Annotated in this window: 22 protein-coding genes and 1 riboswitch; of the genes, 7 read left to right on the top strand and 15 right to left on the bottom strand. The window is 59.3% G+C overall.

From position 1 onward, the window contains the following. Window positions 1-83: 83 nt before the first annotated feature. From cpdA to AC30D7_RS18535, 3 genes are all read right to left on the bottom strand, one after another. Complete coding sequence (gene cpdA, locus AC30D7_RS18545) at window positions 84-899, bottom strand: 3',5'-cyclic-AMP phosphodiesterase (RefSeq protein ID WP_490135032.1); 816 nt, start codon at window positions 897-899, stop codon at window positions 84-86. 111 nt (window positions 900-1,010) lie between these two features. Beyond that, entirely contained in the window at window positions 1,011-1,463 is a 453-nt protein-coding gene (locus AC30D7_RS18540) for a DUF1249 domain-containing protein (RefSeq protein WP_007939629.1), read from the bottom strand. After that, entirely contained in the window at window positions 1,454-2,071 is a 618-nt protein-coding gene (locus tag AC30D7_RS18535) for an NUDIX domain-containing protein (protein WP_490135031.1), read from the bottom strand. Before AC30D7_RS18535 ends, AC30D7_RS18540 begins: the two co-directional genes overlap by 10 nt. A gap of 227 nt (window positions 2,072-2,298) precedes the next feature. Between AC30D7_RS18535 and AC30D7_RS18530 the strand changes: the two genes are divergently transcribed. Continuing rightward, complete coding sequence (locus AC30D7_RS18530; protein WP_490135030.1) at window positions 2,299-3,045, top strand: RsiV family protein; 747 nt, start codon at window positions 2,299-2,301, stop codon at window positions 3,043-3,045. Here AC30D7_RS18530 and cytX read toward each other — a convergent pair. The 3 genes from cytX to AC30D7_RS18515 form a co-directional block, all read right to left on the bottom strand. Then, complete coding sequence (gene cytX / locus AC30D7_RS18525) at window positions 3,014-4,306, bottom strand: putative hydroxymethylpyrimidine transporter CytX (protein ID WP_490135029.1); 1,293 nt, start codon at window positions 4,304-4,306, stop codon at window positions 3,014-3,016. The genes AC30D7_RS18530 and cytX overlap by 32 nt on opposite strands. Window positions 4,307-4,415: 109 nt before the next feature. Continuing rightward, the gene (gene thiC, locus AC30D7_RS18520; RefSeq protein ID WP_490135028.1) at window positions 4,416-6,305 is read right to left on the bottom strand and encodes a phosphomethylpyrimidine synthase ThiC; all 1,890 of its coding nucleotides are present in this window, start codon (window positions 6,303-6,305) and stop codon (window positions 4,416-4,418) included. 166 nt (window positions 6,306-6,471) lie between these two features. After that, a riboswitch (TPP riboswitch) is annotated at window positions 6,472-6,577 on the bottom strand. 7 nt (window positions 6,578-6,584) lie between these two features. Next, a complete protein-coding gene (locus AC30D7_RS18515; protein ID WP_490135027.1) occupies window positions 6,585-6,719 on the bottom strand; it encodes a hypothetical protein in 135 nt (44 codons plus the stop codon). A 51-nt stretch (window positions 6,720-6,770) separates the two neighbouring features. Here AC30D7_RS18515 and AC30D7_RS18510 point away from each other — a divergent pair, with 51 nt between their 5' ends. Next, window positions 6,771-8,204: a TolC family outer membrane protein gene (locus AC30D7_RS18510; protein WP_490135026.1), complete on the top strand. Its 1,434-nt coding sequence runs from the start codon at window positions 6,771-6,773 to the stop codon at window positions 8,202-8,204. A 66-nt stretch (window positions 8,205-8,270) separates the two neighbouring features. Here the strand turns inward: AC30D7_RS18510 and waaA are convergent, their stop codons facing one another. Beyond that, complete coding sequence (waaA, locus tag AC30D7_RS18505; protein ID WP_490135025.1) at window positions 8,271-9,548, bottom strand: lipid IV(A) 3-deoxy-D-manno-octulosonic acid transferase; 1,278 nt, start codon at window positions 9,546-9,548, stop codon at window positions 8,271-8,273. Window positions 9,549-9,570: 22 nt separating this feature from the next. Beyond that, a complete protein-coding gene (locus AC30D7_RS18500) occupies window positions 9,571-10,461 on the bottom strand; it encodes a LysR family transcriptional regulator (RefSeq protein WP_018928534.1) in 891 nt (296 codons plus the stop codon). A 103-nt stretch (window positions 10,462-10,564) separates the two neighbouring features. Between AC30D7_RS18500 and AC30D7_RS18495 the strand changes: the two genes are divergently transcribed. The 4 genes from AC30D7_RS18495 (at window position 10,565) to AC30D7_RS18480 (ending at window position 13,993) form a co-directional block, all read left to right on the top strand. Further along, complete coding sequence (locus tag AC30D7_RS18495) at window positions 10,565-10,897, top strand: DMT family transporter (RefSeq protein ID WP_007902582.1); 333 nt, start codon at window positions 10,565-10,567, stop codon at window positions 10,895-10,897. Between the two features lie 113 nt (window positions 10,898-11,010). Further along, a complete protein-coding gene (locus AC30D7_RS18490; RefSeq protein ID WP_490135024.1) occupies window positions 11,011-12,186 on the top strand; it encodes an NAD(P)/FAD-dependent oxidoreductase in 1,176 nt (391 codons plus the stop codon). Next, entirely contained in the window at window positions 12,183-12,995 is an 813-nt protein-coding gene (locus tag AC30D7_RS18485; protein WP_490135023.1) for an aldo/keto reductase, read from the top strand. Before AC30D7_RS18490 ends, AC30D7_RS18485 begins: the two co-directional genes overlap by 4 nt. A gap of 32 nt (window positions 12,996-13,027) precedes the next feature. Next, window positions 13,028-13,993 carry a metal ABC transporter ATPase gene (locus AC30D7_RS18480; protein ID WP_258672159.1) on the top strand — a complete coding sequence of 322 codons (966 nt, stop codon included), beginning with the start codon at window positions 13,028-13,030 and terminating at the stop codon, window positions 13,991-13,993. A 10-nt stretch (window positions 13,994-14,003) separates the two neighbouring features. On the opposite strand, the gene AC30D7_RS18475 is transcribed toward AC30D7_RS18480, so the two are convergent. The 7 genes from AC30D7_RS18475 to msbA form a co-directional block, all read right to left on the bottom strand. Continuing rightward, entirely contained in the window at window positions 14,004-14,810 is an 807-nt protein-coding gene (locus AC30D7_RS18475) for a hypothetical protein (RefSeq protein ID WP_490135022.1), read from the bottom strand. Window positions 14,811-14,881: 71 nt separating this feature from the next. Continuing rightward, the gene (locus AC30D7_RS18470; protein WP_490135021.1) at window positions 14,882-15,586 is read right to left on the bottom strand and encodes a hypothetical protein; all 705 of its coding nucleotides are present in this window, start codon (window positions 15,584-15,586) and stop codon (window positions 14,882-14,884) included. A 3-nt stretch (window positions 15,587-15,589) separates the two neighbouring features. Beyond that, window positions 15,590-16,564 (bottom strand): glycosyltransferase family protein, encoded by a 975-nt coding sequence (locus tag AC30D7_RS18465; protein WP_258613007.1) that lies wholly within the window; start codon window positions 16,562-16,564, stop codon window positions 15,590-15,592. A gap of 122 nt (window positions 16,565-16,686) precedes the next feature. Next, window positions 16,687-18,108, bottom strand: coding sequence for a bifunctional D-glycero-beta-D-manno-heptose-7-phosphate kinase/D-glycero-beta-D-manno-heptose 1-phosphate adenylyltransferase HldE (gene hldE / locus AC30D7_RS18460; RefSeq protein ID WP_490135020.1), 1,422 nt, complete (start codon window positions 18,106-18,108; stop codon window positions 16,687-16,689). 102 nt (window positions 18,109-18,210) lie between these two features. Then, window positions 18,211-18,816 (bottom strand): adenylyl-sulfate kinase, encoded by a 606-nt coding sequence (gene cysC / locus AC30D7_RS18455; RefSeq protein ID WP_490135019.1) that lies wholly within the window; start codon window positions 18,814-18,816, stop codon window positions 18,211-18,213. Continuing rightward, complete coding sequence (locus AC30D7_RS18450) at window positions 18,809-19,513, bottom strand: sulfotransferase family 2 domain-containing protein (protein ID WP_490135018.1); 705 nt, start codon at window positions 19,511-19,513, stop codon at window positions 18,809-18,811. Before AC30D7_RS18450 ends, cysC begins: the two co-directional genes overlap by 8 nt. A gap of 185 nt (window positions 19,514-19,698) precedes the next feature. Beyond that, a complete protein-coding gene (gene msbA, locus AC30D7_RS18445; RefSeq protein ID WP_490135017.1) occupies window positions 19,699-21,501 on the bottom strand; it encodes a lipid A export permease/ATP-binding protein MsbA in 1,803 nt (600 codons plus the stop codon). 155 nt (window positions 21,502-21,656) lie between these two features. On the opposite strand from msbA, the gene AC30D7_RS18440 reads away from it, so the two are divergent. Continuing rightward, a complete protein-coding gene (locus tag AC30D7_RS18440) occupies window positions 21,657-23,522 on the top strand; it encodes an O-antigen ligase family protein (protein ID WP_490135016.1) in 1,866 nt (621 codons plus the stop codon). The last annotated feature ends 26 nt before the right edge of the window (window positions 23,523-23,548 follow it).

The following is a 23,548-nucleotide window of genomic DNA, read 5'->3' as shown; positions in this document are numbered from 1 at the left end:
AGGATTTGAGGCGCTCACAAAACCCTGTGGGAGCGGGCTTGCCCGCGATGGCCGCGCCTCGGCCTTTGGAAATGACAAATAAATCAGTAACCGTTGGAGCCGTAATCGATCTGAAAATCGAAACCGGTGACGCGCTCAACACCCGTTTCCAACCCACCATCCGGCAACAGCCGCAACCACCGATACCCCGGCGCCTGCTCGCTCACCTTGAAATCATCACTGCCCGGTTCGAACTGAATGCAGGTCGAGGGCGATGCGATCAGACGCACACCGTTGCGCACTTGGTCAATTTCCTGATGCACATGCCCCCACAACACCGCACGCACCTGCGGGAATCGATCCAGCACCGCGAATAACGCTTCGGGATTGCGCAATCCAATCGGCTCCATCCACGCACACCCGATCGACACCGGATGATGATGGAAACACACCAGATGATGCCGCTGCGGCGCCTCGCTCAACGAACGCACGAGCAACTGCAGCTGCTCATCCTGCAAATACCCCGGCACCGAACCCGGCACCGCCGAATCGAGCAACGTCACCCGCCAGTTGCCGATGTCCACCACCGGCTCGAGCAAGGCACTGTGCACCGCCGCCTCGGCCATGATCCGCGGCTCGTCGTGATTACCGGGAATCCAGCGCGCCGGAGCATCGATCTGCCGGGTCAGGTCGCGAAACAGCTGGTATGACTCCAGCGTCCCGTCCTGGGATATATCACCACTGGCAATCATCAGATCGATCCGCGGCTGCTGCTTCAATACCAGCTCAATCACCCGTTGCAGGCTGTCGCGGGTATTCATGCCCAGCAACGTCGCGTCCGCCTCGGCAAACAGATGACTGTCGGAGAGTTGCACCAGCAACGCCGGGTCGGCGGTAGTCAATGTGGATACGCTCGGCAAGGCGTTCTCCCTGGGCGTGATCACAGGATTGGAAAGTGCCGCAATTATGCTGGGGGACGATCAAAAGAGGAAACCTGTGAACCGGAAGCAGTTCACAACTACACAGCACTCTTAGCGCACAACGGCGTACTCGTGTCCGCAAGCCAGGCAATGACTCAGCCATTCCCCCAGGAACAGATTGAGTTGAGCCTTTTCGTCCGGCTGATGCATCGCGGCGTTCGGGTAAGGATAGATGCCGCGAAAGCGTCGTGCATGTTCGGCGCTGATAACTTCAGCCATGCGCGCGTCGTGATACACCTGAACTTCCAGTTGCGGCACCGGCAACCAGGGCAGGCTGTGTTCCTGACGCACCTGCAGGGTGGTGGTGTACGGACAGGCCTGCAGCACTTCCAGGGCCAGTACGCCAAGCATCTGGTCACCCTGGGTCACGGCAATGCGCCGGGCCGCCGGATCGTTGCGCATGTCGGGCAACAGTCGCATCAGGCGCGCGTAGTTGGCCTCGCAAGAGGCTTGCAGCCCCACGAGGTCGACCCGATAGCGATCGCGCAGCTTGTTTACGACCATAACCCCCTCACTTCCACGCGGTTCAAAGCCAGCCACTGCAAGGCAATGATGCTCGCCGCGTTGGCAATACGTCCGTCGCGTACGGCTTGCAGGGCATCTTCGAAAGCCCAGACCGTGACGCGAATATCTTCTGCCTCTTCCTCCAGCCCATGCAGGCCGCCAACCCCGGCACTGTCACAACGCCCCAGGTACAAATGCACAAACTCGTTACTGCCACCCGGCGATGGAAAATATTTGGTCATCGGCCAAAGTGCCCCGAATACAAGTCCAGCTTCCTCCTGCGCTTCGCGGTGAGCAACTTCTTCCGGTACTTCATCCTTGTCGATCAGACCGGCGACCAGTTCGATCAGCCACGGGTTGTCGGTTTTGCCCATGGCGCCGACGCGAAACTGCTCGATCAGCACCACTTCGTCGCGCAGTGGATCATAAGGCAGCACACACACCGCGTCGTGGCGTACGAACACTTCACGATTGATCTCGCGACTCATGCCGCCGTCGAACAATTCGTGGCGCAAGTGCACGCGATCGAGCTTGTAGAAGCCCTCGTAGCACTTTTCGCGCCGAACGATATCAACGGTGGTCGGAATAGCGTTGGCAAAATCAGTCATGACAATCCTCTTTACTGCAAATCCGTTACGAGGCTCCTTTTGTGACTTGCAACCTCGACTTCGCGCCATCCTAACGCGCCCGCCATGTTTGATGCAGCCCCTTTACAGTCAGCGGGATAGACGGTGAGGGCGAAACCAACTCTAATTAGCTTAGTGGCGAACTGACTGCTTCGTTGAGAGTCGAAGCGGGTAACTTTTCGCCTTCCCCTGTTTCATTAAGGACGCCCATGTCGCTTTTCAAGATCGCCTCCGTGGCCGCCATCGCCCTGACCCTGGGTGCGTGCCAGAGTCTTTTCCAGCCCAATTACCGGGCGCCGCTGGAAACCACCCGCGACGCTTCCGAACAGCTGAAACCGGGCTGTGCCAACCCTGACTGCCCGCTGGTGAACATCGATACGCTGCACTTCCCGGCTGAGCCTGCGCTTGACGGCATCATCGAAAAACGCCTGCTGCAAATGACCCGCACCTCGCCCGACGCCCCTGTAGCACCGACGCTGGCAACGTATCGCGAGCAATTTCTGAACAGCGCCGAGCCGCGCTACAGCAGCTACTTGCAAGCCAAGGTACGTGAGCAGCATGACGGCTTGGTGATCATTGAATTGTCCAGCTATCTGGACAGCGGCGGTGCCCATGGCACGCCGGGCCGCGGCTTCATCAACTATTCGCGCCAGCAGCATAAAGTGCTGACGCTGTCGGATATGGTGATCCCGGGGCAGGAAGAAGCGTTCTGGAAAGCGGCCCAAGTGGCGCACAACAGCTGGTTGATCAGCACCAAACTCGATCAGGAACCGGAGTTCGTCAAGAGCTGGCCGTTCGTGAAAACCCAGAACGTGGCATTGACGTATGGCGGGGTGATCCTCAAGTACGAAGTGAGCACCCTGGCGCCTTACGCGTTGGGCCACGTCGAACTGAAGATCCCCTACCCACGCCTGAACGGCATTCTCAAGCCTGAGCTGTTTCCCGGCCGTAGCTGAAAGCCCGACCAAGCAGCAGTTGCAGCAGCCCTGCCAGTACCAGCGACGGCAGGGTTGCGCCGATGTCCGGATAGAGATTGGCCAGCAAGTGATAGGTGCTCACCCCGCCCAGCCAGGCGAGCAACGCTGGCCAGCGCAAGGCAGCCGATGCCACACGAGCACTGCGTTTGCGCAGGATGAAGTGATCCACCAGCACCACGCCGAACAGCGGCGCAAACACCGAACCGATCAACAGCAGGAAATTCTGGTACTGGGCCAATGGCGCCAGGCATGCGATCAGCGTGCAGATCACGCCGATGGCCAAGGCCAGATGCTCGACTTTCAAGCGCAACAAAATCCCGCTGGACACCGCCGCCGAATGAATATCGGCAAAGGCATTTTCTGATTCATCCAACAGAATCAGCAGCAACGGAATCCCCAGGCCCGCACCGGCCAGCGCCAGCAGCAACGCATTCACTTCACCGCTCGGCGCGAACGCCAGGGTGTACGCCACGCCCAGGCTCATCAGCCAGAAGTTACCGATAAAGAAACCCAGTGCCGTACCGCCGAAGACATTCTTCGCACGCTTGCCGAACCGCGAGTAGTCGGCAATCAGCGGCAGCCAGGACAGCGGCATCGCGATCGCAATGTCGAAGCCCACGGCGAACGGCATCGAACCATCACCGGCCTGCGCCCACAACGCCGCCAGGTCGGCCTTGGCGAACAGGTTCCAGGTCAGCCAGATGCACGCGGCCAGCAACAGCCAGATGCCCCACTTGCGCAGGATCTTGCGCACGAATGTCAGCGGACCACTGACCGCCAGCAAGGTGGCCAGTGCACCGAAGAACAGTGTCCACAGCAGCGGGTTCGACCACAGGCTGCCTTCGCTGAATGCACGGGCGCCGAGCAGGCTGGCGGCGTCGCGCATCACGATGATTTCGAACGAACCCCAACCAATCAGTTGTAGCAGGTTAAGCACCGCCGGAAGGCTTGCGCCTTTTTTACCAAGGCTGAGTTTGAGCGCAGCCATCGACGACAGGCCGGTGTCACTGCCGATCACGCCGACAGCGGCCAGCAACAGCACGCCGACCAGCGTGCCGAGAAAAATCGCCAGCAATGAACCGGACAGACCCAGACCCGGCGCGAGCAAAGCGCCGGTCTGCAATACCATCAGGCCGATGCCGAGGGAGAACCACAGGGAAAACAGATCACGACCGCCGAAGACGCGCTTGTCGGTCGGCACCGCGATGTCCGGGGAATAAGTGCTGGGTTGAATGCTCAAGGGTGTTATCTCAGAGGAACATGTGTTGTGGTGTTGACCACCCCTTGTGGCGAGGGAGCTTGCTCCCTCGCCACAAGGGTAAGCGGCGCACCCGAGTGCGCCGGTCAGATCAAACCTTCTTGTACAGCTGACTGCCTTCCTGCTTGAACCGCTCAGCCTGTTCCGCCAGTCCCTTGGCGACTTCGGCATCGACGGTTTCGATCCGCTGGTTGGCCGCGTACTCACGGACTTCCTGGGTGATCTTCATCGAGCAGAATTTCGGCCCGCACATGGAGCAGAAGTGCGCGACCTTGGCCGAATCCTTCGGCAGGGTTTCATCGTGGTACGAACGTGCGGTATCTGGATCGAGGCCCAGGTTGAACTGGTCTTCCCAACGAAATTCGAAACGCGCCTTGCTTAAGGCGTTGTCGCGAATCTGTGCCCCCGGATGCCCTTTGGCCAGGTCGGCGGCGTGAGCGGCGATCTTGTAGGTGATGATCCCGGTCTTCACGTCATCCTTGTTCGGCAGGCCCAAGTGCTCCTTCGGCGTCACGTAGCAGAGCATGGCGCAACCGAACCAGCCGATCATCGCCGCACCGATACCAGAAGTGATGTGGTCGTAGCCTGGGGCGATGTCGGTGGTCAGTGGGCCGAGGGTGTAGAACGGCGCCTCGTCGCAGCACTCCAGCTGCTTGTCCATGTTCTCTTTGATCAACTGCATCGGCACGTGGCCCGGGCCTTCGATCATGCACTGCACGTCATGCTTCCAGGCGATTTTGGTCAGCTCGCCGAGGGTTTCCAGTTCACCGAATTGCGCTTCGTCGTTGGCGTCGGCAATCGAGCCCGGACGCAGGCCATCGCCCAGCGAGAAGCTGACGTCGTAGGCCTTCATGATTTCGCAGATGTCTTCGAAATGGGTGTAGAGGAAGTTTTCCTTGTGGTGCGCCAGGCACCACTTGGCCATGATCGAACCGCCACGGGAGACGATGCCGGTCACGCGCTTGGCGGTCAGCGGCACGTAGCGCAACAACACGCCGGCGTGGATGGTGAAGTAGTCGACGCCCTGCTCGGCCTGTTCGATCAGTGTGTCGCGGAACAGCTCCCAGGTCAGGTCTTCGGCGACGCCATTGACCTTCTCCAGTGCTTGATAGATCGGCACGGTACCGATCGGCACCGGCGAGTTACGGATGATCCATTCGCGGGTTTCGTGAATGTGCTTGCCGGTGGACAAGTCCATGACCGTGTCCGAACCCCAGCGAATGCCCCAAGTCAGTTTCGCCACTTCTTCTTCGATGGACGAACCCAAGGCACTGTTGCCGATGTTGCCGTTGATCTTCACCAGGAAGTTACGGCCGATGATCATCGGTTCCAGTTCGGTGTGGTTGATGTTGGCCGGAATGATCGCGCGACCGCGGGCGATCTCTTCACGGACGAATTCCGGGGTGATGATTTTCGGTACGCTGGCGCCGAAGCTGTGACCGGCGTGTTGCTGATCCAGCAGGCCAGCGGCGCGAGCCACTTCGAGCTTCATGTTTTCGCGGATGGCGACGTATTCCATCTCGGCGGTGATGATGCCTTTGCGGGCGTAGTGCATCTGACTGACGTTGGCCCCCGACTTGGCGCGGCGCGGGTTGTTGACGTGGGCGAAACGCAGCTTGGTCAGTTCCGGGTCAGCGAGGCGTTCCTGGCCGAAGTTGGAGCTCAGGCCGGACAGGCGCTCGGTGTCGCCACGGGACTCGATCCACGGCGAACGCACATCGGCCAGGCCTTTGCGCACGTCGATGGTGACGTTGGGGTCGGTGTACGGGCCCGAGGTGTCATACACCACCACTGGCGCATTGATTTCACCGCCGAAGTCGGTCGGGGTCACATCCAGGCTGATTTCGCGCATCGGCACGAGGATGTCGGGGCGTGTGCCCTGTACATAGATTTTTTGCGAGCGGGTAAACGGCTGAACCGATTGCTGATCGACCTTGGCCGAGTCACTCAGGTTGGTTGCGATTTTTGATTTTGTAGTCATCACGGGCTCTCCAGACACACATCCAGGCAGTGGATTTTTGTCGGAGCGAACCTGTAAACGAATGGACGCACGGGCGCTGGAAATTCCAGCAGGTGCTGTGCTCGATGCTCGAGGGGTGTTCGATTGTCGAACAACATCCCGGACGAAGCACAAGAGGACTCGCCGGGTGACGAGAAATCTTGTTCCCTACGCAGGCGCTAACCTGATCAGGTTCAACGGGATCCGAAATTATTCGATCTCAGCCTCATAGCAAGGCACCCCGACAAGAACCCGGCCAGTCTAGACATAACCGGCAAAGAACGCCAACACCACGGTAAACACCATGATGAATGGCGCAATCGGCGGATTGTTGCGATGCCTGCGTGCATCTACACTCGCTACGCCGTGCCGCGCCTTGACGCTGCAGGGCGCCACGCCGTAGCCTTGGCGTTCAAATTATCAGCATAATTTTTTAGGGATGGCCTCATGCTGCGCAAACTCTCACTGGCCCTTGCCGTGTCTTGTGCGTCCAATGGAATGGCCTGGGCAGCAGAAGCGCCCTTATCGACCAAGACCGACCTGGTCAGCGTCTATCAAGAAGCGGTGGACAACAACGCCGATATCGCCGCCGCCCGCGCCCAGTACGGCGCCCAGAAGGAAGTCGTGCCCCAGGCCCGCGCCGGGCTGCTGCCCAACCTGTCGGCCGGTGCCGACCTGAATAACACCCGCACCGCGCTCGATCAGCCATCGGTGACCTCGAACCGCAGCGGCACGGTGTATCAGGCAACCCTGGCGCAACCGATTTTCCGCGCTGATCGCTGGTTCCAGTTCCAGGCTGCCAAGGACGTCAACGAACAGGCCGCCTTGCAACTCTCGGCCACCGAACAGAACCTGATCCTGCAAAGCGCCGAAAGCTACTTCAACGTGCTGCGCAGCCAGGACAACCTGGCCTCGACCAAGGCCGAAGAAGCAGCGTTCAAGCGCCAGCTCGACCAGTCCAACGAGCGCTTCGACGTCGGCCTGTCGGACAAGACCGATGTGCTGCAATCCCAGGCCAGTTACGACACGGCGCGGGCCAACAGGATTCTTGCCCAGCGTCAGGTGGATGACGCGTTCGAAGCGCTGATCACCCTGACCAACCGTCAGTACAACTCGATCCAGGGCATCGTCCACACCTTGCCGATCCTGCCGCCGGCACCGAACGACGCCAAGGCCTGGGTCGACACCGCCGCCAAACAGAACCTCAATCTGCTGGCCAGCAACTACGCGGTGAGCGCCGCCGAAGAAACCCTCAAGCAGCGCAAGGCCGGGCACGCACCCACCCTGGATGCGGTCGCGCAATACAAAAAAGGTGACAACGACGCCCTCGGCTTTACCAACCCGAGCGCGACCGGCGTGCGTTACGGTGGCGATGTGGAACAACGCACTGTCGGCCTGCAACTGAGCATCCCGATCTACAGCGGCGGGCTCACCAGCTCCCAGGTGCGCGAGTCTTATTCACGGCTGGATCAGACCGAGCAACAACGCGAAGCCCTGCGTCGTCAGGTCGTGGAAAACACCCGCAACCTGCACCGCGCCGTCAACACCGACGTCGAGCAGGTGCAGGCACGTCGACAGTCGATCATTTCCAACCAGAGCGCGGTGGAAGCGACCGAAATCGGTTATCAGGTGGGGACGCGCAACATCGTCGACGTGCTCGATGCCCAGCGTCAGCTGTACACCTCGGTGCGCAACTACAACAACACGCGCTACGACTACATCCTCGACAACCTGCGCCTGAAGCAGGCCGCCGGCACCTTGAACCCGGGGGATTTGCAGGACCTGACCCGTTATCTCAAAGCCGACTACAACCCGGACAAGGACTTCTTGCCACCAGATCTGGCGAAGGCTGCGGCGGAGCAGTTGAAAGCGAGGCCTTAAACAGCAAAAGATCGTCCGAAGGCTCGGGCCGCGTTCGGACGATCTTTTTTGTTCGCGCGACTCGGTCTACCGCTCGATCAACCTGCCCAACCCGTCCAGCAACCGCTGCAACGCACCCTGATTGGTGCGCATTACCTTCAGCCCCGCCTCCGCCATCCGCTGTGCATCGCGCGGCAGTTCGAACAGCCGCTGCACCGCCAGTGCCAGACCTTCAGCATCATCGACCTCGGCCAGCGCCCCAGCGCTGCGCAACTGCGCGGCGATTTCGAGGAAGTTGAACAGGTGCGGCCCACTGAGCACCGGTTTGGCCAAGGCCGCCGGTTCCAGCAGGTTATGGCCACCATTGGGCACCAGGCTGCCGCCGACGAAAGCGCTGTCGGCCAAGGCGTAGAGAAACAGCAACTCGCCCATGGTGTCGCCCAGCAGCACCGAGGTGTCTGCGGTCACCGGCTCGCCCGTCGAACGCCGCACTGTGGCGAAATCTTTTTGCCGGCACAACTCGAACACCGGGTTGAAGCGTTCCGGATGACGCGGCACCAGAATCAGCAAGGCATCGGGATGATTGGCCAACAGCCGACGATGGGCATCGAGCACCACTTCGTCTTCACCTTCATGGGTGCTCGCGGCGATCCACACCGGGCGATCCTGCGCCTGCCATTGCCCGCGCAGCTCGGCAGCACGCTGCAGCAGTTGCGGATCGATAGTCAGGTCGAACTTGATCGAACCGGTCACTTCAACCGTTTCCGGGCGCGCGCCCAAATCGCGGAAACGCTGCGCCTCGGCTTCGGTCTGCACTGCGAACAGGCTCATCTCGGCGAGCATCGGCCGGGTCAGTTTATGGAAGCGGCCATAACCTTTGGCCGAGCGCTCAGACAGTCGCGCATTGGCCAGGGCCACGGGAATCCCCCGCTTGGCGCACTGATGGATATGGTTGGGCCAGAGTTCGGTTTCCATGATCACCGCCAGTTTCGGCCGGGCCCGATCAAGGAATCGCGCCGCAGCGCAAGGCAAGTCATAAGGCAAATAGCAGTGCTGAATGCGCGGCTCGTTGGCAAACAGCGCCTGAATGCGCTCGGATCCGGTCGGGGTCATGCAGGTGACGGTGATCGGCAGCGTCGGATATCGCTGCAGCAAGGCACGGATCATCGGCGCTGCGGCAATGCTTTCGCCCACCGACACCGCGTGCACCCAAAGGCCGTCCGGCTTCATCGCCGGTAGCGCGAGGGAGAAACGCTCGCCAATGCGTTTAGCGTACGCCGGCGCCTTGCGCGCCCGCAGCCAAAGCCGAATCGCTACCAATGGCAGCCCCAGGTAAAACAGCGCGGTGTAGAGAGTTCTATTCATGGCGGCGGAGTTTATCGGTTTTTTAACCGATCGCCTGCAAGTGCACGGCAAAACGTTCCGCCAGCCAACGGGCTGCCGGGCCGAGGGGCTCGTCGCGGCGCCAGACCAGCTCCACAATCAATGCCGGCGGCGTCCATTCGCTGGTCAGTTCGACCATCAGATTCTGATACGCCGGGTACTGCACGACATGGCGTGGCAACCAGGCCCAGCCAAGGCCGCGCATCACCCATTCGGCCATCACATAGAAACTGTCGGCCCGCCAGACCTGCGGGCTGGCCGGCTCACTGCCGGGATAGACGCTGGACTGCGTGGACATCAGCAACTGTCGATGCTGCGCAAGCTGCTGGCAATTGACCTGCGTCTGCTGCGCCAATGGATGCCCCACGCCGCACACCGTGACCATTTCAACGCTGCCCAGCACTCGGCGCTCAAGGGCTTCGGGAATCTGCTCGTGATAAAACAGCAAGCCCAGGTCGGCCCGACGCTCCACCAGTTTGCGCGCGACATCGCCCTGGGCGGCACTGGTCAGTTGCACTTCGAGGCTGGGAAATTGTTCGGCCAGGGCTTCGAAGCTTTCAACCACTGCCTGATAAGGCATTGCCTCGTCCTGAGCCACCCGCAAACTCGCTTCCTGGCCCCGCATCATCGCCAGTGCCCGGCCGTTGAGGCGCTCACACTGGCGCAGCACTTCCCGCGCCTCCTCAAGCAGCGCGGTGCCGGCTTCGGTGAGTTTCGGCTGGCGACCACTGCTGCGATCGAACAGGCTTACGCCCAGGTCTTCTTCCAGCAGCGCAATCGAACTGCTGACCGCCGACTGTGCCTTGCGCTGATCCCGCGCCACCGCGGAAAAGGAACGTTGTTCCGCGACACTGACAAACAAGTGCAGCTGTTCCAGACTCCATTGCATGTTCATGGCCAAACCCATCTTCAGAACAGATAGGTAATGACTTTACCGCATCTGGCGGATCTCTAGAATGCCGACCTCAGAAAGCAACACTTCATACGAGGATTGACCCATGACCGCTTACTACTACCTGGCTATCGCCATCTGCGCCGAAGTGATCGCCACCGTTTCGATGAAAGCGGTCAAGGGTATCAGCACGCCACTGCCGCTGCTGCTGGTCATCGTCGGTTACGGCATTGCTTTCTGGATGCTGACCCTGGTGGTGCGCAGCGTTCCGGTCGGCGTGGCCTACGCGGTGTGGGCCGGCATGGGCATCGTGATGGTCAGCGTCGCGGCGCTGTTCATCTACGGGCAGAAACTGGATGTGCCGGCAATGCTGGGGATGGCGCTGATTGTGCTGGGCGTCGTGGTTATTCAGCTGTTCTCCAAGACTGCGGGGCATTAAAAACCGAAGCACGACTTATTGTGGGAGCGGCATCCGCTCTATTGATCACCAACAAATCTCCTGCGCATCGAGTCTGTATACTGCGCCCTCGTCTTGAACACTGAGGTCGCTGCATGCCATCCGTTATTTCCACCGACGTTCTGATTGTCGGCGCTGGTGTCGCCGGCCTCTGGCTGAATGCACGCCTGCGCCGCCAGGGTTTCTCGACCGTGCTGGTGGAAAGCGCCAGCCTCGGTGGCGGGCAAAGCCTGAGGTCCCAGGGCATCATCCACGGCGGTGCCAAATACGCGTTGCACGGCGCCCTGACCGGCGCCTCGGAAGCCATTGCCGACATGCCGCGTCGCTGGCGTGAGGCGCTGGCCGGCGACGGTGAACTGGACCTGTCCGGCGTGCGTGTATTGTCCGATGCCCATTACCTCTGGTCCCCCGGCACCCTCGCTGGCAACCTCACCAGCTTTTTCGCCAGCAAAGCCGTGCGTGGGCGGGTCGATCAGGTCAAAGGCGATCAATTGCCACCGGCGCTGCAAGACAAGCGCTTCAAAGGCAAGGTCTATCGCCTGACGGAACTGGTGGTCGACGTGCCGAGCCTGATCCAGCGCCTGGCCGACCTGGCTGGCGACGGCCTGCTGGCCGGTCAGCACATCAAACCGCTGCTGGAGAATGGCGAACTGGTCGGTTTGAAAGTCGACGAACGCGAAATCCGCGCCCAGCGCATCGTTCTCAGTGCCGGTGGCGGCACCGCTGACCTGCTGACCGCGCTGGGCCTGAGTCAACCGGCCATGCAGCGCCGTCCCCTGCACATGATCATCGTCAAAGGCCCGAGCCTCAAACCGCTGTACGCCCACTGCCTGGGCGGCGGGCCGAAGCCGCGCGTCACCGTGACCACTCACCCGGCCGCCGATGGCCAGTGGGTCTGGTACGTGGGCGGCGACATCGCCGAAGCCGAAGGCGTGGCCCGCGAGCCAGCCGCGCAAATTGCCGCCGCCCAGAAAGAACTGGGCCAACTTCTGCCGTGGATCGACCTGAGCACCGCACAGTGGGCGACCTTGCGGGTCGAACGCGCCGAGCCGCTGCAATCGGGCCTGACCCGCCCGGACAACGCCTTCCTCGCCGAACAGAATCGGCTGCTGGTAGGCTGGCCGACCAAACTGGCGCTGGCACCGGACTTCGCCGACCGCGTCTTCGCCACACTGCAACGCGACGGTATTCAGCCGAGCCATCCAGCCCCGCTGCCGGAACTGCCGAAACCGCCGATGGGCGTCCCTGCCTGGGAACAACTGCTGCCATGAGCCAACCGACCCTGCATGACCTGCATCGCCCGCTGGGCAGCACCGGCCTGCTGGTATCGCCCTTGGGCCTGGGTACAGTGAAACTTGGCCGCGATCAAGGGGTGAAATACCCCAACGGCTTTCAGATCCCCGGCGACGACGACGCCCGCAGGCTGCTCAAACTCGCGCGCGACCTGGGCATCAACCTGATCGACACCGCGCCGGCCTATGGCCGCAGTGAAGAGCGTCTCGGCCCGTTGCTGCGTGGGGAGCGTCAGGACTGGGTAATCGTCAGCAAGGTCGGCGAAGAGTTTGCCGACGGTCAGTCCCGCCATGATTTCAGCGCTGCGCATACCCGGTTCTCGGTGGAGCGCAGCCTGCAACGCCTGGAAACGGATGTTATCGATCTGGTGCTGGTGCATTCCGACGGCAACGACCTGGCGATCCTCAACGACAATGAGGTCTATGGGACTCTTGCCGAGCTCAAGCGCGAAGGCAAGATTCGCGGTTTCGGCTTTTCCGGTAAAACCGTCGAAGGCGGTTTGAAGGCTCTGGAACAAGGTGATTGCGCAATGGTCACCTACAATCTGAACGAACAGAACGAGAAGCCAGTCATTGACTATGCTGCTGCTCACGGCAAAGCGATCCTGGTCAAAAAAGCCTTGGCCAGCGGCCATGTGTGCCTGAGCCCAGGCGTGGACCCGGTGCGTGCCAGCTTCGAGTTGTTGTTTGAACACCCGGGGGTGGCCAGTGCTATTGTCGGGACCATCAATCCGCTGCACCTCGCCCATAACGTCGCGACCGTTGCCCAGGTCCTTCGTAGCCATTGATGCCGCCCACGCGGCCTTAAGCAGGAGCCGACATGCCGCGTACGCTGATCAGAAAGAACCCGAGCAACTTCAAGACCCTGCCGCTGTTCGTCGAAGCCACACCCGAAGGTTTGAGTTATCAGAGCGTCGGGATGCCGTTGAATTTTTCCCAGACCCTGCAACGCCGCCGTCCGGTGACGGTGGCCGACAGCGAGCGGTTTGCCCTGGAGCTGGCGAACCTAGGGGTTTCGGTGCGCCTGACCCTGCATTGGCAGAATCGCGATTACTGGGTGTTGGTGCGTCAGCGTCGGCAGGATCGCGGTGATGTGGTCCTCAAGCTGATCTCCGGCTACGTGCCCGCCCATGAGTTGAACCTGCCGCTGCACACGGCAACCCAGGAAATTGCCGAAGAGTGCCTGCTGGAAACCCCGGAGGGCTGGCTCAGCGGGCGCTTCAACGAAACCTGGCTGCCAGCGCCCTACTCGGCTGCCCTGCACTACCGCGAAGCCCTGCCGTTTCGCCTGACACCACTCTCCGGCTCGGCGCGGCCGGTGCGCTGCGCAAACATGCCGCTGATCGAACGTCCCCGGGCCTACGTGCACTTGCCGACAGCCTCGCTGCAATTGATCTACGATTTGCGCCTGGACGTGCCCAAGGAAGCCAAATCCCTGAGCCTGTTCCATGTCGACGAGCGGCTGGAGGGCGATCAACTGGTGGCCCGGCTCGATCGCAAACGTCCCGATTTGTACCTGATGCCACTTGAAGACGGGGTGCCCCTCCCCGAGTTGTATACGCTCAAGCGCGATAAGCTTTTACCGGCCAGTACCCGTGGACTGTACCTGGCGGAGAGCTTCGCTATCCAACAAGGTTGGGTGGTCCGTGAAGAGCGTATTCGCTGGAAGGACTGGATAGCACAACAAGGGCTGGGGGTACCGAAAGCTCAGCGACAAGGGTTGAAGCAACTTAGCGTGAAGGCTCTCCGACTGGTGAAGCTGGTGCGGGGAACACTGAGTAAATAATTGCTTGCGCCTAGCTTGATCGTTGCTTGTCCATGAACGTGCGCAACTGCGCAAACAAATGAAAGTAGCGATTCTCCCGCTTGCCCATGCCGCGCTTGGGAGAGAACGATTCATCAGCAAATGCACCGGTGATACGAACACGGGAAGCCTTGGTATCCATGGTGCAAATCCGGGCTCCTGCCTGTTGCAATACGTATTTGAGCAGTCGTTCGGAATGTAACTGCCTTCCTGTCGCCTTGCAGAAGTCGAAGATGTGCTCGATCCTTTTCCCATAAGCCATATAGGTATCGCGCCCACAAATGGCAAAACGATCGTTCAGCCCCCCCCACCACTGCCAATCAGGGATATAGCTATTCAGTCGCCTGGCTTCAGGGTGATCGAACACATAGCCGGGAAGCGGTGTGTGATAGAAATTGTCCGGACGAACGAATACTACGAAATCAGGATTGAAGGACTCCATCATGGCGGTGACTGTGTGCAGCGAATTCAGCTGATAGATCAGGTTCCGAAGTGATGCGTACTCGTCAGCCCAGGTATCGCCGAGTGCCTTGACTTGTTCAAAGTTCCAACGCTCAAGAACACCTTCCGTTGAAGTGAGCTGGCCCGTCATAACCTCGAAGGCCTTATAGTTATCCGCCTTCAGCGCCCCCCTTTCGCCTGAGCGCGCGTTCTGGACTTCGTCGACTTTATACAGATGATAAAAGCATTTTACGTTGCTGTTCGGGGGCAACTGCGCAAGAACGTTTTCTTGAATGGAGGGAAAGCAGATTTCCGAATTTCTTGGGATACCAAAAAAAGCCACCGCAACATTTAACACTCGACAACACCCCTGAAAGAAAACGAGCCCGCTTTTCGGCGCCCTGCTGGTGACCGGTTACCAACAATCATTCATTTGCGACGAAGCAATGTTTGCCACCAACTACGACGCTGCAGAGGCACGACGATGACGTCCGACTTCTGCAACCAGTCTCGCTCATAGTCCCAGGCATGCCCGCCCCAGAGCTTTCCTGCCTCGTTGGAAAAACCCAATGTCATCAGTTGGTAGGTATAACCAGTGTGACTGCGCAGCCAATCGAACAACACCAGTGCATTAAAGCCGGTGGAAGGTCCAACATACCGCTTGCCTCCTGGTCGGTCGACCGGATAGTTCCACAGTGCCGGTAACGGAATGCGCTCCCAAAAAAGCGCCACTCGCGGCAAAGCGCACATTGGCTCCGTACATCCCACCAGCATTGTGAAACAACGCTCGCCAGCGTGTTCGAAAAGTCGCCGCACTTCAGATCCATAAGGAAGGCCGAAAAAGTAAGCGTCCGGCGCGTTGTAGCCATGAACGAATACATTGACGCTCTGCGGGCGAAGCAATGCTGATTTAACACAGGTGTTGAAGCTGACCACGACGTCATCAATGCCAATATTCAGTGCCTGGAAATCGGCCGACGTAATAGCCGGATTATTAGCTATAAGCACAACGCGAGCGGCCGAGCGCAGACAGTCTTTCAGCTCCTGCGGCAGTCCATCCATAACGGACTGGTGCCCACCAGGCATTGCATCCAGCGCCAATTGTTCACAGGTTTGAGGCTTCTGACATTCCATGAGCTACTCCGGAACCTTCATCCCATGACGTAACTTGACCCACAGACGAGTGAATGCCGATGGCGGTCGCCAAGGACGCATTTCACGCTGGATTTCAACAGCGAGGGTACGTCCTACGCGTGCAAAGGAATACTGGCTCTCAGCGAACGCCTGCCCGTTACTGGCGATACGAGACGCTAACGCAGGGTCACTCTCCAACAGCTTGAGTTTTTCCACTGCCTCCTCTTCGGAGCGATAGAACACGGTGTTGTGCATATCCTGAAAGCCCAACAACTCATCTTCTTCACCTTGACTCCAGGCCAGCAGTACACAGCCACAGGCCATGGCTTCAAAGTTTTTGATCATGAATTCGCCCATGCCGATATCGGCACTGACAAAGATCTTGATGCGATTGAGTGTTTCAAGATATTCGGCGCCAGACTGGGTCCGGGTTACCAACATGCCGGTACGCCGAGCCAGCGATTCAAGGACGGCCTTGCGCTGCGCATATTCGGTACTTTTCAAACTGCCCAGAAACCCGATCGGAATGTCTCGAACACCGTCCATGTTATGCAGCATCTGTTCGTCATATCCTTTTGAAACGAACACTGCATCAATATTTTCAGCTTGCATCCTACGCGCAACAACAGCACCAGACACCAGCACGCGAGAGCTTGGGAGACGGCGATACAGACGCGAATAAACCCTCCGGTACTTACTGTCGGGCATGTAGTTCTGATAGGCGTCATGTTCGAGAAAAATCAACCCGGGAATACATTTTAGAACACTGACCTGCGGCGCGAGGCGTTTGACTCTGGAGAAAATCACGACCCGGTCAAAGTTCTGATAATTGACCGAAGCGAGAAACGGGCCGAGCTTCATCTGTTGCAGTTTGCTCAGGCGATAGACAACGCAATCGGCGCAGTTCTGCTGCACGATTTCATACAGACGGTCCAATATGACACGCTGCTCGTCCATCACCAGGAGCATGACTTTCATAAAATAACTACCACAAGACAACAGCAGGTAAGCGCGGATTTGTACCGGCCAACGTCAACGGGAACGGTTATACCTCCAAGGTAAGACCGTTCACGTACATTACAAAACGAGAGACGCCCACCTCAACGGCTGCGTATCTTCTCGACGATTGCAGTGGTCGAGCTGTTTTCCACCAACCCCAGTACTTTCACCGTCCCGCCGTAAGCGTTGACGATGTCCGCGCCAACCACTTGGTCGACCCCGTAATCACCGCCCTTGACCAGTACATCCGGTTTGACCGCACGCAGCAAGTTTTCCGGGGTGCCTTCAGAGAAACTGATCACCCAATCCACGGCGCCTAAACCCGCCAGTACCGCCATGCGACGGTCGACGCTGTTGATCGGCCGACCCGGCCCTTTCAAGCGGCTCACCGACGCATCGTCATTGACCGCCACGATCAGCCGATCGCCCTGGGCCCGTGCCTGTTCAAGGTACGTCACATGGCCGGCATGCAGGATGTCGAAGCAGCCATTGGTAAACACGATCTTCTCTTTATGTGCACGCGCGTCGTCAACGGCCAGCAGCAACTGCTCCAGACCCAGCACACCGCGCTCGGAGCCCTCTTCACGCTGAATCGCGCGACGCAGTTCCGGTGCGCTGATGGCAGCAGTACCGAGCTTGCCGACCACGATGCCCGCCGCCAGGTTGGCCAGGGCCACCGCATGAGGCAGCTCTTCGCCAGCGGCGATCGCCGCCGCCAGGGTAGAAATCACCGTATCACCGGCACCGGTCACGTCGAACACTTCACGGGCACGGGCCGGCAAGTGCAGAGGTGGATGATCCGGGCGCAGCAAGGTCATGCCGTGCTCGCCACGGGTTACCAGCAACGCACCGAGGTCGAGGTCGTGCATCAGTTGCGCGCCCTTGCTCACCAGATCGTGCTCATCGGCACAACCGCCGACAATGGTTTCGAACTCGCTGAGGTTCGGGGTGATCAGGCTCGCGCCACGGTAGATCGAGAAATCCTTGCCCTTGGGATCGGCCAGTACCGGAATGCCCCGGGCACGGGCGGCCTGGATCAGCACCTGATGGTTTTTCAGCGCACCTTTGCCGTAGTCGGACAGCACCAGCACCTTGATGCCTTCGAGCAATTCGTCGACTTGCTCGCCCAGCGCCAGGGCGTCGGTTGCGAAGGACTCTTCGAAGTCGATACGCAGCAATTGCTGGTGACGACTCATGACCCGCAGCTTGACGATGGTCGGCTGGTGCGCAATGCGCTGGAACAACGCCCGCACACCGGCGCCCTTGAGGCTATTGACCAGGCTGTCGGCGGCTTCGTCGTCACCGGTCACACCGACCAGCGAGGCCGGCGCACCGAGCGCGGCAATGTTCAAGGCAACGTTGGCGGCACCGCCCGGGCGGTCCTCGATGTGATCGACCTTGACGACCGGTACCGGCGCCTCGGGGGAGATCCGTGAGGTACCACCATGCCAGTAACGGTCGAGCATGACATCGCCGACCACCAAGACAGGGGCTTGATTGAATCGCGGCATGGACAACTTCATGGAGCAACCCACATACAAAATGAACAGGGGCGCGATATTAACACAGGGTTGGCGCTGGCTTGCGGGACGGCTGCAACCTGATGAATCAGCAGGGGTTTCTGATCATTTATTGAGCAGAAACTGTGATAAACGACGGCAAGCGTCCTCAAGTTGCAGCACCTGGGTATCGATCTCGCACTCCGCCGTCAGCGGCGCCTCATAAGGGCTGTCGATACCCGTGAAGTCCTTGATCAGCCCTTGCCGGGCCGCTTGATACAAACCTTTGGGATCGCGTTGCGCGCACAACGCGAACGGCGTGCTCACATACACCTCAATGAAATCACCCTTGGCAAACAACCGACGGGCAGCGTCTCGCTCGGCGCGAAACGGCGAGATCGCCGCGACAATCACAATCAAACCCGCGTCAACCATCAGCCGCGCCACCTCGGCCATGCGTCGAATGTTTTCCCGGCGACACTTGGCACTCATCCCAAGATCACGGCACAGGCCATTGCGCAAGTTGTCACCATCAAGCAGAAACGTGTGCAGCCCATGCCGATTCAATCGCAGCTCCAGCGCATTGGCCAGGGTCGACTTGCCCGCGCCTGACAGGCCCGTCAGCCACAGGCAGCGCGGGCGCTGGGATTTGATAACCGCGCGGTCGTGGTTCGACAGCGATAAATCGTAAGGCCTGATCTCTGGAACAGGTATCGACAGGGTCTCATTCATAACCGAGCATTTCGTAATCGCGCTGGTACACCCGTCGCACCAGCCGACGGGTACGCACCGAGCAGAAATCGCGGGCAAACATCGGACGCCGCTGTTGCGAGCCATTGATATGGGGCAACACTGCCGAGTGGCCTACCTGTTCGCAGACCAGGCGAAAATCACGCTCCAGATGCTCCTGGTAGCCGATGAAATCCGGGGCCAGACGCCCCAGAGAATCGGTCAGAAAATCCGTTTGCGCGGCAAAATGCATTTGTCGGCTGATCGTCTCCGAATGCAGCCAGCGAGCGACGAAATCATCGAAGTCGCGGTACTGGCTGACCAGCTGCTGCGCCGCCTGGTCGCGCCGACCCAACTCATTGCCGCGCAAAAAGGCATAAGCCGAGTAAGCCCTTTCCAGCGGATCACGAACGAAGGCGAACTTGAAACTGGCGGCAAACTGCTCGGGAAATTGCTGCTCGTACCAATACAATGGCAAGTGCCCAGGACTCCAGCCATCGAACAGCGCTGCACACACACTGCTCCCGGCACATTTGGGGACATGAATGAATAGACAGGAATGCTGTTTGAAGGCTTGGGGAAACCCCAGATTGGCCGACATGGACTTGTTGACCACCTGACGGTCCACCACCGACAGGCGCCCCAGCAGAAAAGCCCGCTGCGGCTTGGGCAAGAGCTTCCAGAGATATCGTTGCAGCATGGCAGTACCCGCGCAAAAGGGTTGCCCCCTCGATTGAAGTCAAAGTTCGTTCAGGAACCTTAACAAGCGCGTTGCCGAGATTTATTCCGGTTTGGTCAACAAGCGTAGAAGTCTGGATACAATCCACCGGACGCGTTGCACGCCGGTGAATGCGAAGGTGAGCCAGGCCCACCTTCGCATCGAAATCAGGCGATATCTTCGGCCGGGGCGTCGAGGCCCATGGCGTTCAGGCGGGCGTAGTAGCCGTTCTGTGCCAGAAGCTCGGCATGGGTGCCGCGCTCGACAATTCGTCCCTGATCCATGACCAGGATCAGGTCAGCCTTCTCGATGGTCGACAACCGGTGAGCAATCACCAGGGTGGTCCGGCCTTTCATGACCTGATCCAGCGCGGCCTGAATATGCCGCTCGGATTCGGTATCGAGGGCCGAAGTGGCTTCGTCGAGGATCAGCAACGGTGCGTTCTTCAGCAGGGCCCGGGCAATTGCCAGGCGCTGGCGTTGACCGCCGGACAGCAACACGCCATTTTCGCCGACCTGGGTGTCCAGACCTTCGGGCAACTGCGCAATGAAGTCCATCGCGTAAGCGTCTCTTGCCGCTTTTTCAATGTCTTCGTGAGGTGCCCCAGCCAAATCGCCATACGCAATGTTGTTGGCCACAGTGTCGCTGAACAGCGTCACATGCTGGGTCACCTGGGCGATGTGCTTGCGCAGGTTCAGCAGCTTGTATTGTTCCACTTCGACGCCATCGATCAGGATCTCGCCCTTGTCGTGGTGATAGAAACGCGGAATCAGGTTGGCCAGGGTCGACTTGCCACTGCCCGAACGCCCCACCAACGCCACCATTTGCCCCGGCTCTACCGAGAAACTGATGTCATTGAGCACCTGACGCTCGGTGCCCGGGTAGGTGAAGCTCAAGTGACGCACGTCCAGCCGACCACTGACAACATCGCGCTCGATGGTACCGGTGTCGACTTCGGGTTCGACGTCCAGTTGCTCGAAGATGCTCTCGGCGCCGGCCACACCCTTCTGAATGGTCGAGCTGACTTCGGACAATTGGCGGATCGGCTTGGGCAGAAGGCCCGCCAGGGTGATGTAGGCCACCATGTCACCCGCAGACGCATCGCCGCGCAGGAACAGCACCAGGAACATCAGCACCGCCATGGCGGTGTAGATCACCAGTTGCAGCAGCGGCGTATAGATGGCGCCAGTGCGAGTCATGCGCAGTTGCTTGTCGGTGTTGCCCTGGCTGGCGTCAAGGAAGCGTTTCTCTTCATAAGCTTCGCCGCCGAAACTGCGCACCACGCGATAGCCCTGAATGGTTTCCGAAGCCACGTGAGTCACGTCGCCCATGGCGGCCTGAATTTTCTTGCTCTGTTTGCGGAATTTCTTGCTGGCGGTGCGCACCATCAACGCGATCAACGGCAGGATCGCAACCATGACCAGCGTCAGGCGCCAGTTCATGAATAACAGCGATGCGAACAGGAACACCACCGTCATGCCTTCACGGATTACGACCTTGATCGCATCTGTGGCCGCCCCCGTGACCATGGTCACGTTGAAGGTGATGCGCGAAATCAGATGACCCGAGTTATGCTTGTCGAAGTAACGGTTGGGCAAGACCAGCAGGTTGTTGAACAGCTGCACACGCAAGTCGTGGACCAGCCCGAGGGAAACCTTGGCCAGGAAGTAGTTGCCCAGATAAGATCCCAACCCCTGCCACGCCGCAATCAGGATGATCAGCAGAGGCACTGCCTGCAGCAGCTGCAGGTCACGTAGATATGGCACGGTTGGGAACAGCACCGCTTCAGGATTGGAGAGGCCATCGACGAAATACTTGAGGATGTAGCCGAGCATTGGCTGAGTCGAAGCGAAAATCAGAAAACCGACAATGCTGATCAGAAACAGACTGATGTACGGCCGGACATAGCCGAGCAGTCGGAAGTAGATTTTCAAGCTCGATGGGCTTGCGGCGGGACTTGAGTCGGTCATATCACGCGAATGTCGATAAAAAGGACGCTGACTTTAGCACAGCTTCTTCAGGGTTCTGGCAATCGCATAAAGGCTGTTATTGTTAAGCGTCACATTCAGCATCAAATAGCCATCACCTCGAATGACCGATTATTTTCAGGATTGAATTTTTCAGCATGCAACTCAGTGGTTTCAACAGCGCGTCCAATCGAGTCTTCGATTTCATTTGCCTCTGGATTCTTCCACTCGGCTACTTCCTGCTTCTGTGCGCGCTGTTCTTTCTGCCGGGCCGCAGTCTGCATCACAAGCTTTTTTATGGGCTTTTCAGCATCCCTTCGTTCATTGCCCTATGCCTGCGTCCCCGAGAACTCAAAGAATTGCTGCACGAACCGATCTTCGTCGCGGCGCTGCTGTTCGCCGCCTGGGCCCTGCTCAGTTTGAGCTGGGGACCGCCGATGGAGCGAAGCGTCGTTGGTCAGCTCAAACCCGCCTTGCATACATTGTTGCTGTTCGTCGGCTGCTACCTGTTGGTGCGCTACCGAAGCGAGATCATCCAGCCCTTATTGTTCAGTGCAGCGATGGTCGGGCTGATTGCTTCGGTCTATAACCTGTTCATGTTTTCCCGCATTTACGAGCCGGGCATGCGCCTGATCGGGGGCGGGGCATTCGACAACCCTCTGCTCAGTTCCCATATATTCGGTTTTTTTTGTACCTATTGGCTAAGCCTGAGTATGACCTGCAAGCGTCGCCAGATGCTCTGGCTGAGCATCCCGGCGATGGTGGTCATGTTCGCCGCGGTGATCGCCACCGGCTCCAGAACCCCGCTTGTTGCTTTGACACTGGCAGCGCTCTGGCTGAGTTTCATCATCTGGAGCCGCCGCTCTTTCGTACTGCTGGGTGCGCTGTTGATCGGCGGCACAGCGGTTTCCGTACTATTTTCGCAGACCATCGTCGAGCGCGGTGATTCCTATCGCTTTGAAATCTGGCAGCTGGCCCTGCAAAAAATAGCCGATCACCCGTGGATCGGTCATGGCTACAATGCCACCCTGGCCCTTGACCCCGGTGTTGGTTACACGTTGCAGGAGCCTCATAGCTTTGCCTTGGGCGTGCTCTACTACATCGGCATCTTCGGCCTGCTGCCATGGTTGTTTTTCCAGGCCTGGGGTTTGCTGAGCAGTTGGCGCAATCGCCTGCAACCGCTGTTCATCATCGCCTCGACCTGGCTGGTATTTGGCATCGGGGCAGGCCTGACAGAAGGTGGCGGGATCATCTCTCGGCCCAAGGAACACTGGTTCCTGCTATGGATTCCACTCGCGTTGATCACCGCGCTGAGCATCAACCATCGCGCCAGACGACTGTTGGCGATGCCGATTAAAACGTTGACGCCAATGGCCCGGCAACAGCTGACCGCCAATGCCCAAGTGATTGAGGAAGACGGGCTGGGGCCCAAAGTCTTGCGCCTGATCGATGGCAGCTTCCTCAAGCTGTTCCGTGGTCGTCGCTGGTACACCTCGGGCAGCTTCAACCCCTATTCCGAACGGTTTGCCGCCAACAGTCAGCAATTGCGCAACATGGGTATCCCGACCCCGCAAACTCTGGACCTGTACCGACTCGAGGACGGCAGCAGCGCCGTGCATTATTCGCCACTACCGGGCAGTACGCTGCGCCAGGTTCTTCAAGGCATTACCGCACCCGCGGTGCGTCAGGCGCTGGTTGAGCGTTTCGGCAAGTTCATGGCGCAGTTGCATGAACAAGGTGTCTATTTCCGTTCCCTGCACCTGGGCAACGTGCTGGTATTGGATGACGGTGAGTTCGGCCTGATCGATCTGGCGGATATGCGCATCTATCCGTCATCGCTGAGCCTGTCCCTGCGTCAGCGCAATCTGCGCCATATGCAGCGCTACACCGTGGATCGACGCTGGCTGTTCGAAGACCACTTTGATGCGCTTCTCCAGGGGTACGCCGTGGTGGCGTCGAAATCTGCCGTGGCTAATCTGCACAGGCAAGTGCTGGCGGGGAGTCATCCCGTCCGGGCTCATTAATGGTTGAAGTCGATCAGCTCATGCGC

Source organism: Pseudomonas sp. DF5 (assembly GCF_058148225.1).
Note: the sequence above shows the minus strand (reverse complement) of the source record. Positions and strands in the feature narration are given on the sequence as shown.

Bases quoted from the DNA above. Each gene is read 5' to 3' on its own strand.
- AC30D7_RS18490 (WP_490135024.1), top strand. From the start codon at position 11,011: ATGCCATCCGTTATTTCCACCGACGTTCTGATTGTCGGCGCTGGTGTC.
- AC30D7_RS18465 (WP_258613007.1), bottom strand. From the start codon at position 16,564: ATGAAAGTCATGCTCCTGGTGATGGACGAGCAGCGTGTCATATTGGAC.
- AC30D7_RS18500 (WP_018928534.1), bottom strand. From the start codon at position 10,461: ATGAACATGCAATGGAGTCTGGAACAGCTGCACTTGTTTGTCAGTGTC.
- AC30D7_RS18510 (WP_490135026.1), top strand. From the start codon at position 6,771: ATGCTGCGCAAACTCTCACTGGCCCTTGCCGTGTCTTGTGCGTCCAAT.
- AC30D7_RS18470 (WP_490135021.1), bottom strand. From the start codon at position 15,586: ATGGAATGTCAGAAGCCTCAAACCTGTGAACAATTGGCGCTGGATGCA.
- AC30D7_RS18485 (WP_490135023.1), top strand. From the start codon at position 12,183: ATGAGCCAACCGACCCTGCATGACCTGCATCGCCCGCTGGGCAGCACC.
- waaA (WP_490135025.1), bottom strand. From the start codon at position 9,548: ATGAATAGAACTCTCTACACCGCGCTGTTTTACCTGGGGCTGCCATTG.
- AC30D7_RS18450 (WP_490135018.1), bottom strand. From the start codon at position 19,513: ATGCTGCAACGATATCTCTGGAAGCTCTTGCCCAAGCCGCAGCGGGCT.
- AC30D7_RS18440 (WP_490135016.1), top strand. From the start codon at position 21,657: ATGCAACTCAGTGGTTTCAACAGCGCGTCCAATCGAGTCTTCGATTTC.
- AC30D7_RS18540 (WP_007939629.1), bottom strand. From the start codon at position 1,463: ATGGTCGTAAACAAGCTGCGCGATCGCTATCGGGTCGACCTCGTGGGG.
- hldE (WP_490135020.1), bottom strand. From the start codon at position 18,108: ATGAAGTTGTCCATGCCGCGATTCAATCAAGCCCCTGTCTTGGTGGTC.
- AC30D7_RS18495 (WP_007902582.1), top strand. From the start codon at position 10,565: ATGACCGCTTACTACTACCTGGCTATCGCCATCTGCGCCGAAGTGATC.
- msbA (WP_490135017.1), bottom strand. From the start codon at position 21,501: ATGACCGACTCAAGTCCCGCCGCAAGCCCATCGAGCTTGAAAATCTAC.
- cysC (WP_490135019.1), bottom strand. From the start codon at position 18,816: ATGAATGAGACCCTGTCGATACCTGTTCCAGAGATCAGGCCTTACGAT.
- AC30D7_RS18530 (WP_490135030.1), top strand. From the start codon at position 2,299: ATGTCGCTTTTCAAGATCGCCTCCGTGGCCGCCATCGCCCTGACCCTG.
- AC30D7_RS18480 (WP_258672159.1), top strand. From the start codon at position 13,028: ATGCCGCGTACGCTGATCAGAAAGAACCCGAGCAACTTCAAGACCCTG.
- thiC (WP_490135028.1), bottom strand. From the start codon at position 6,305: ATGACTACAAAATCAAAAATCGCAACCAACCTGAGTGACTCGGCCAAG.
- AC30D7_RS18535 (WP_490135031.1), bottom strand. From the start codon at position 2,071: ATGACTGATTTTGCCAACGCTATTCCGACCACCGTTGATATCGTTCGG.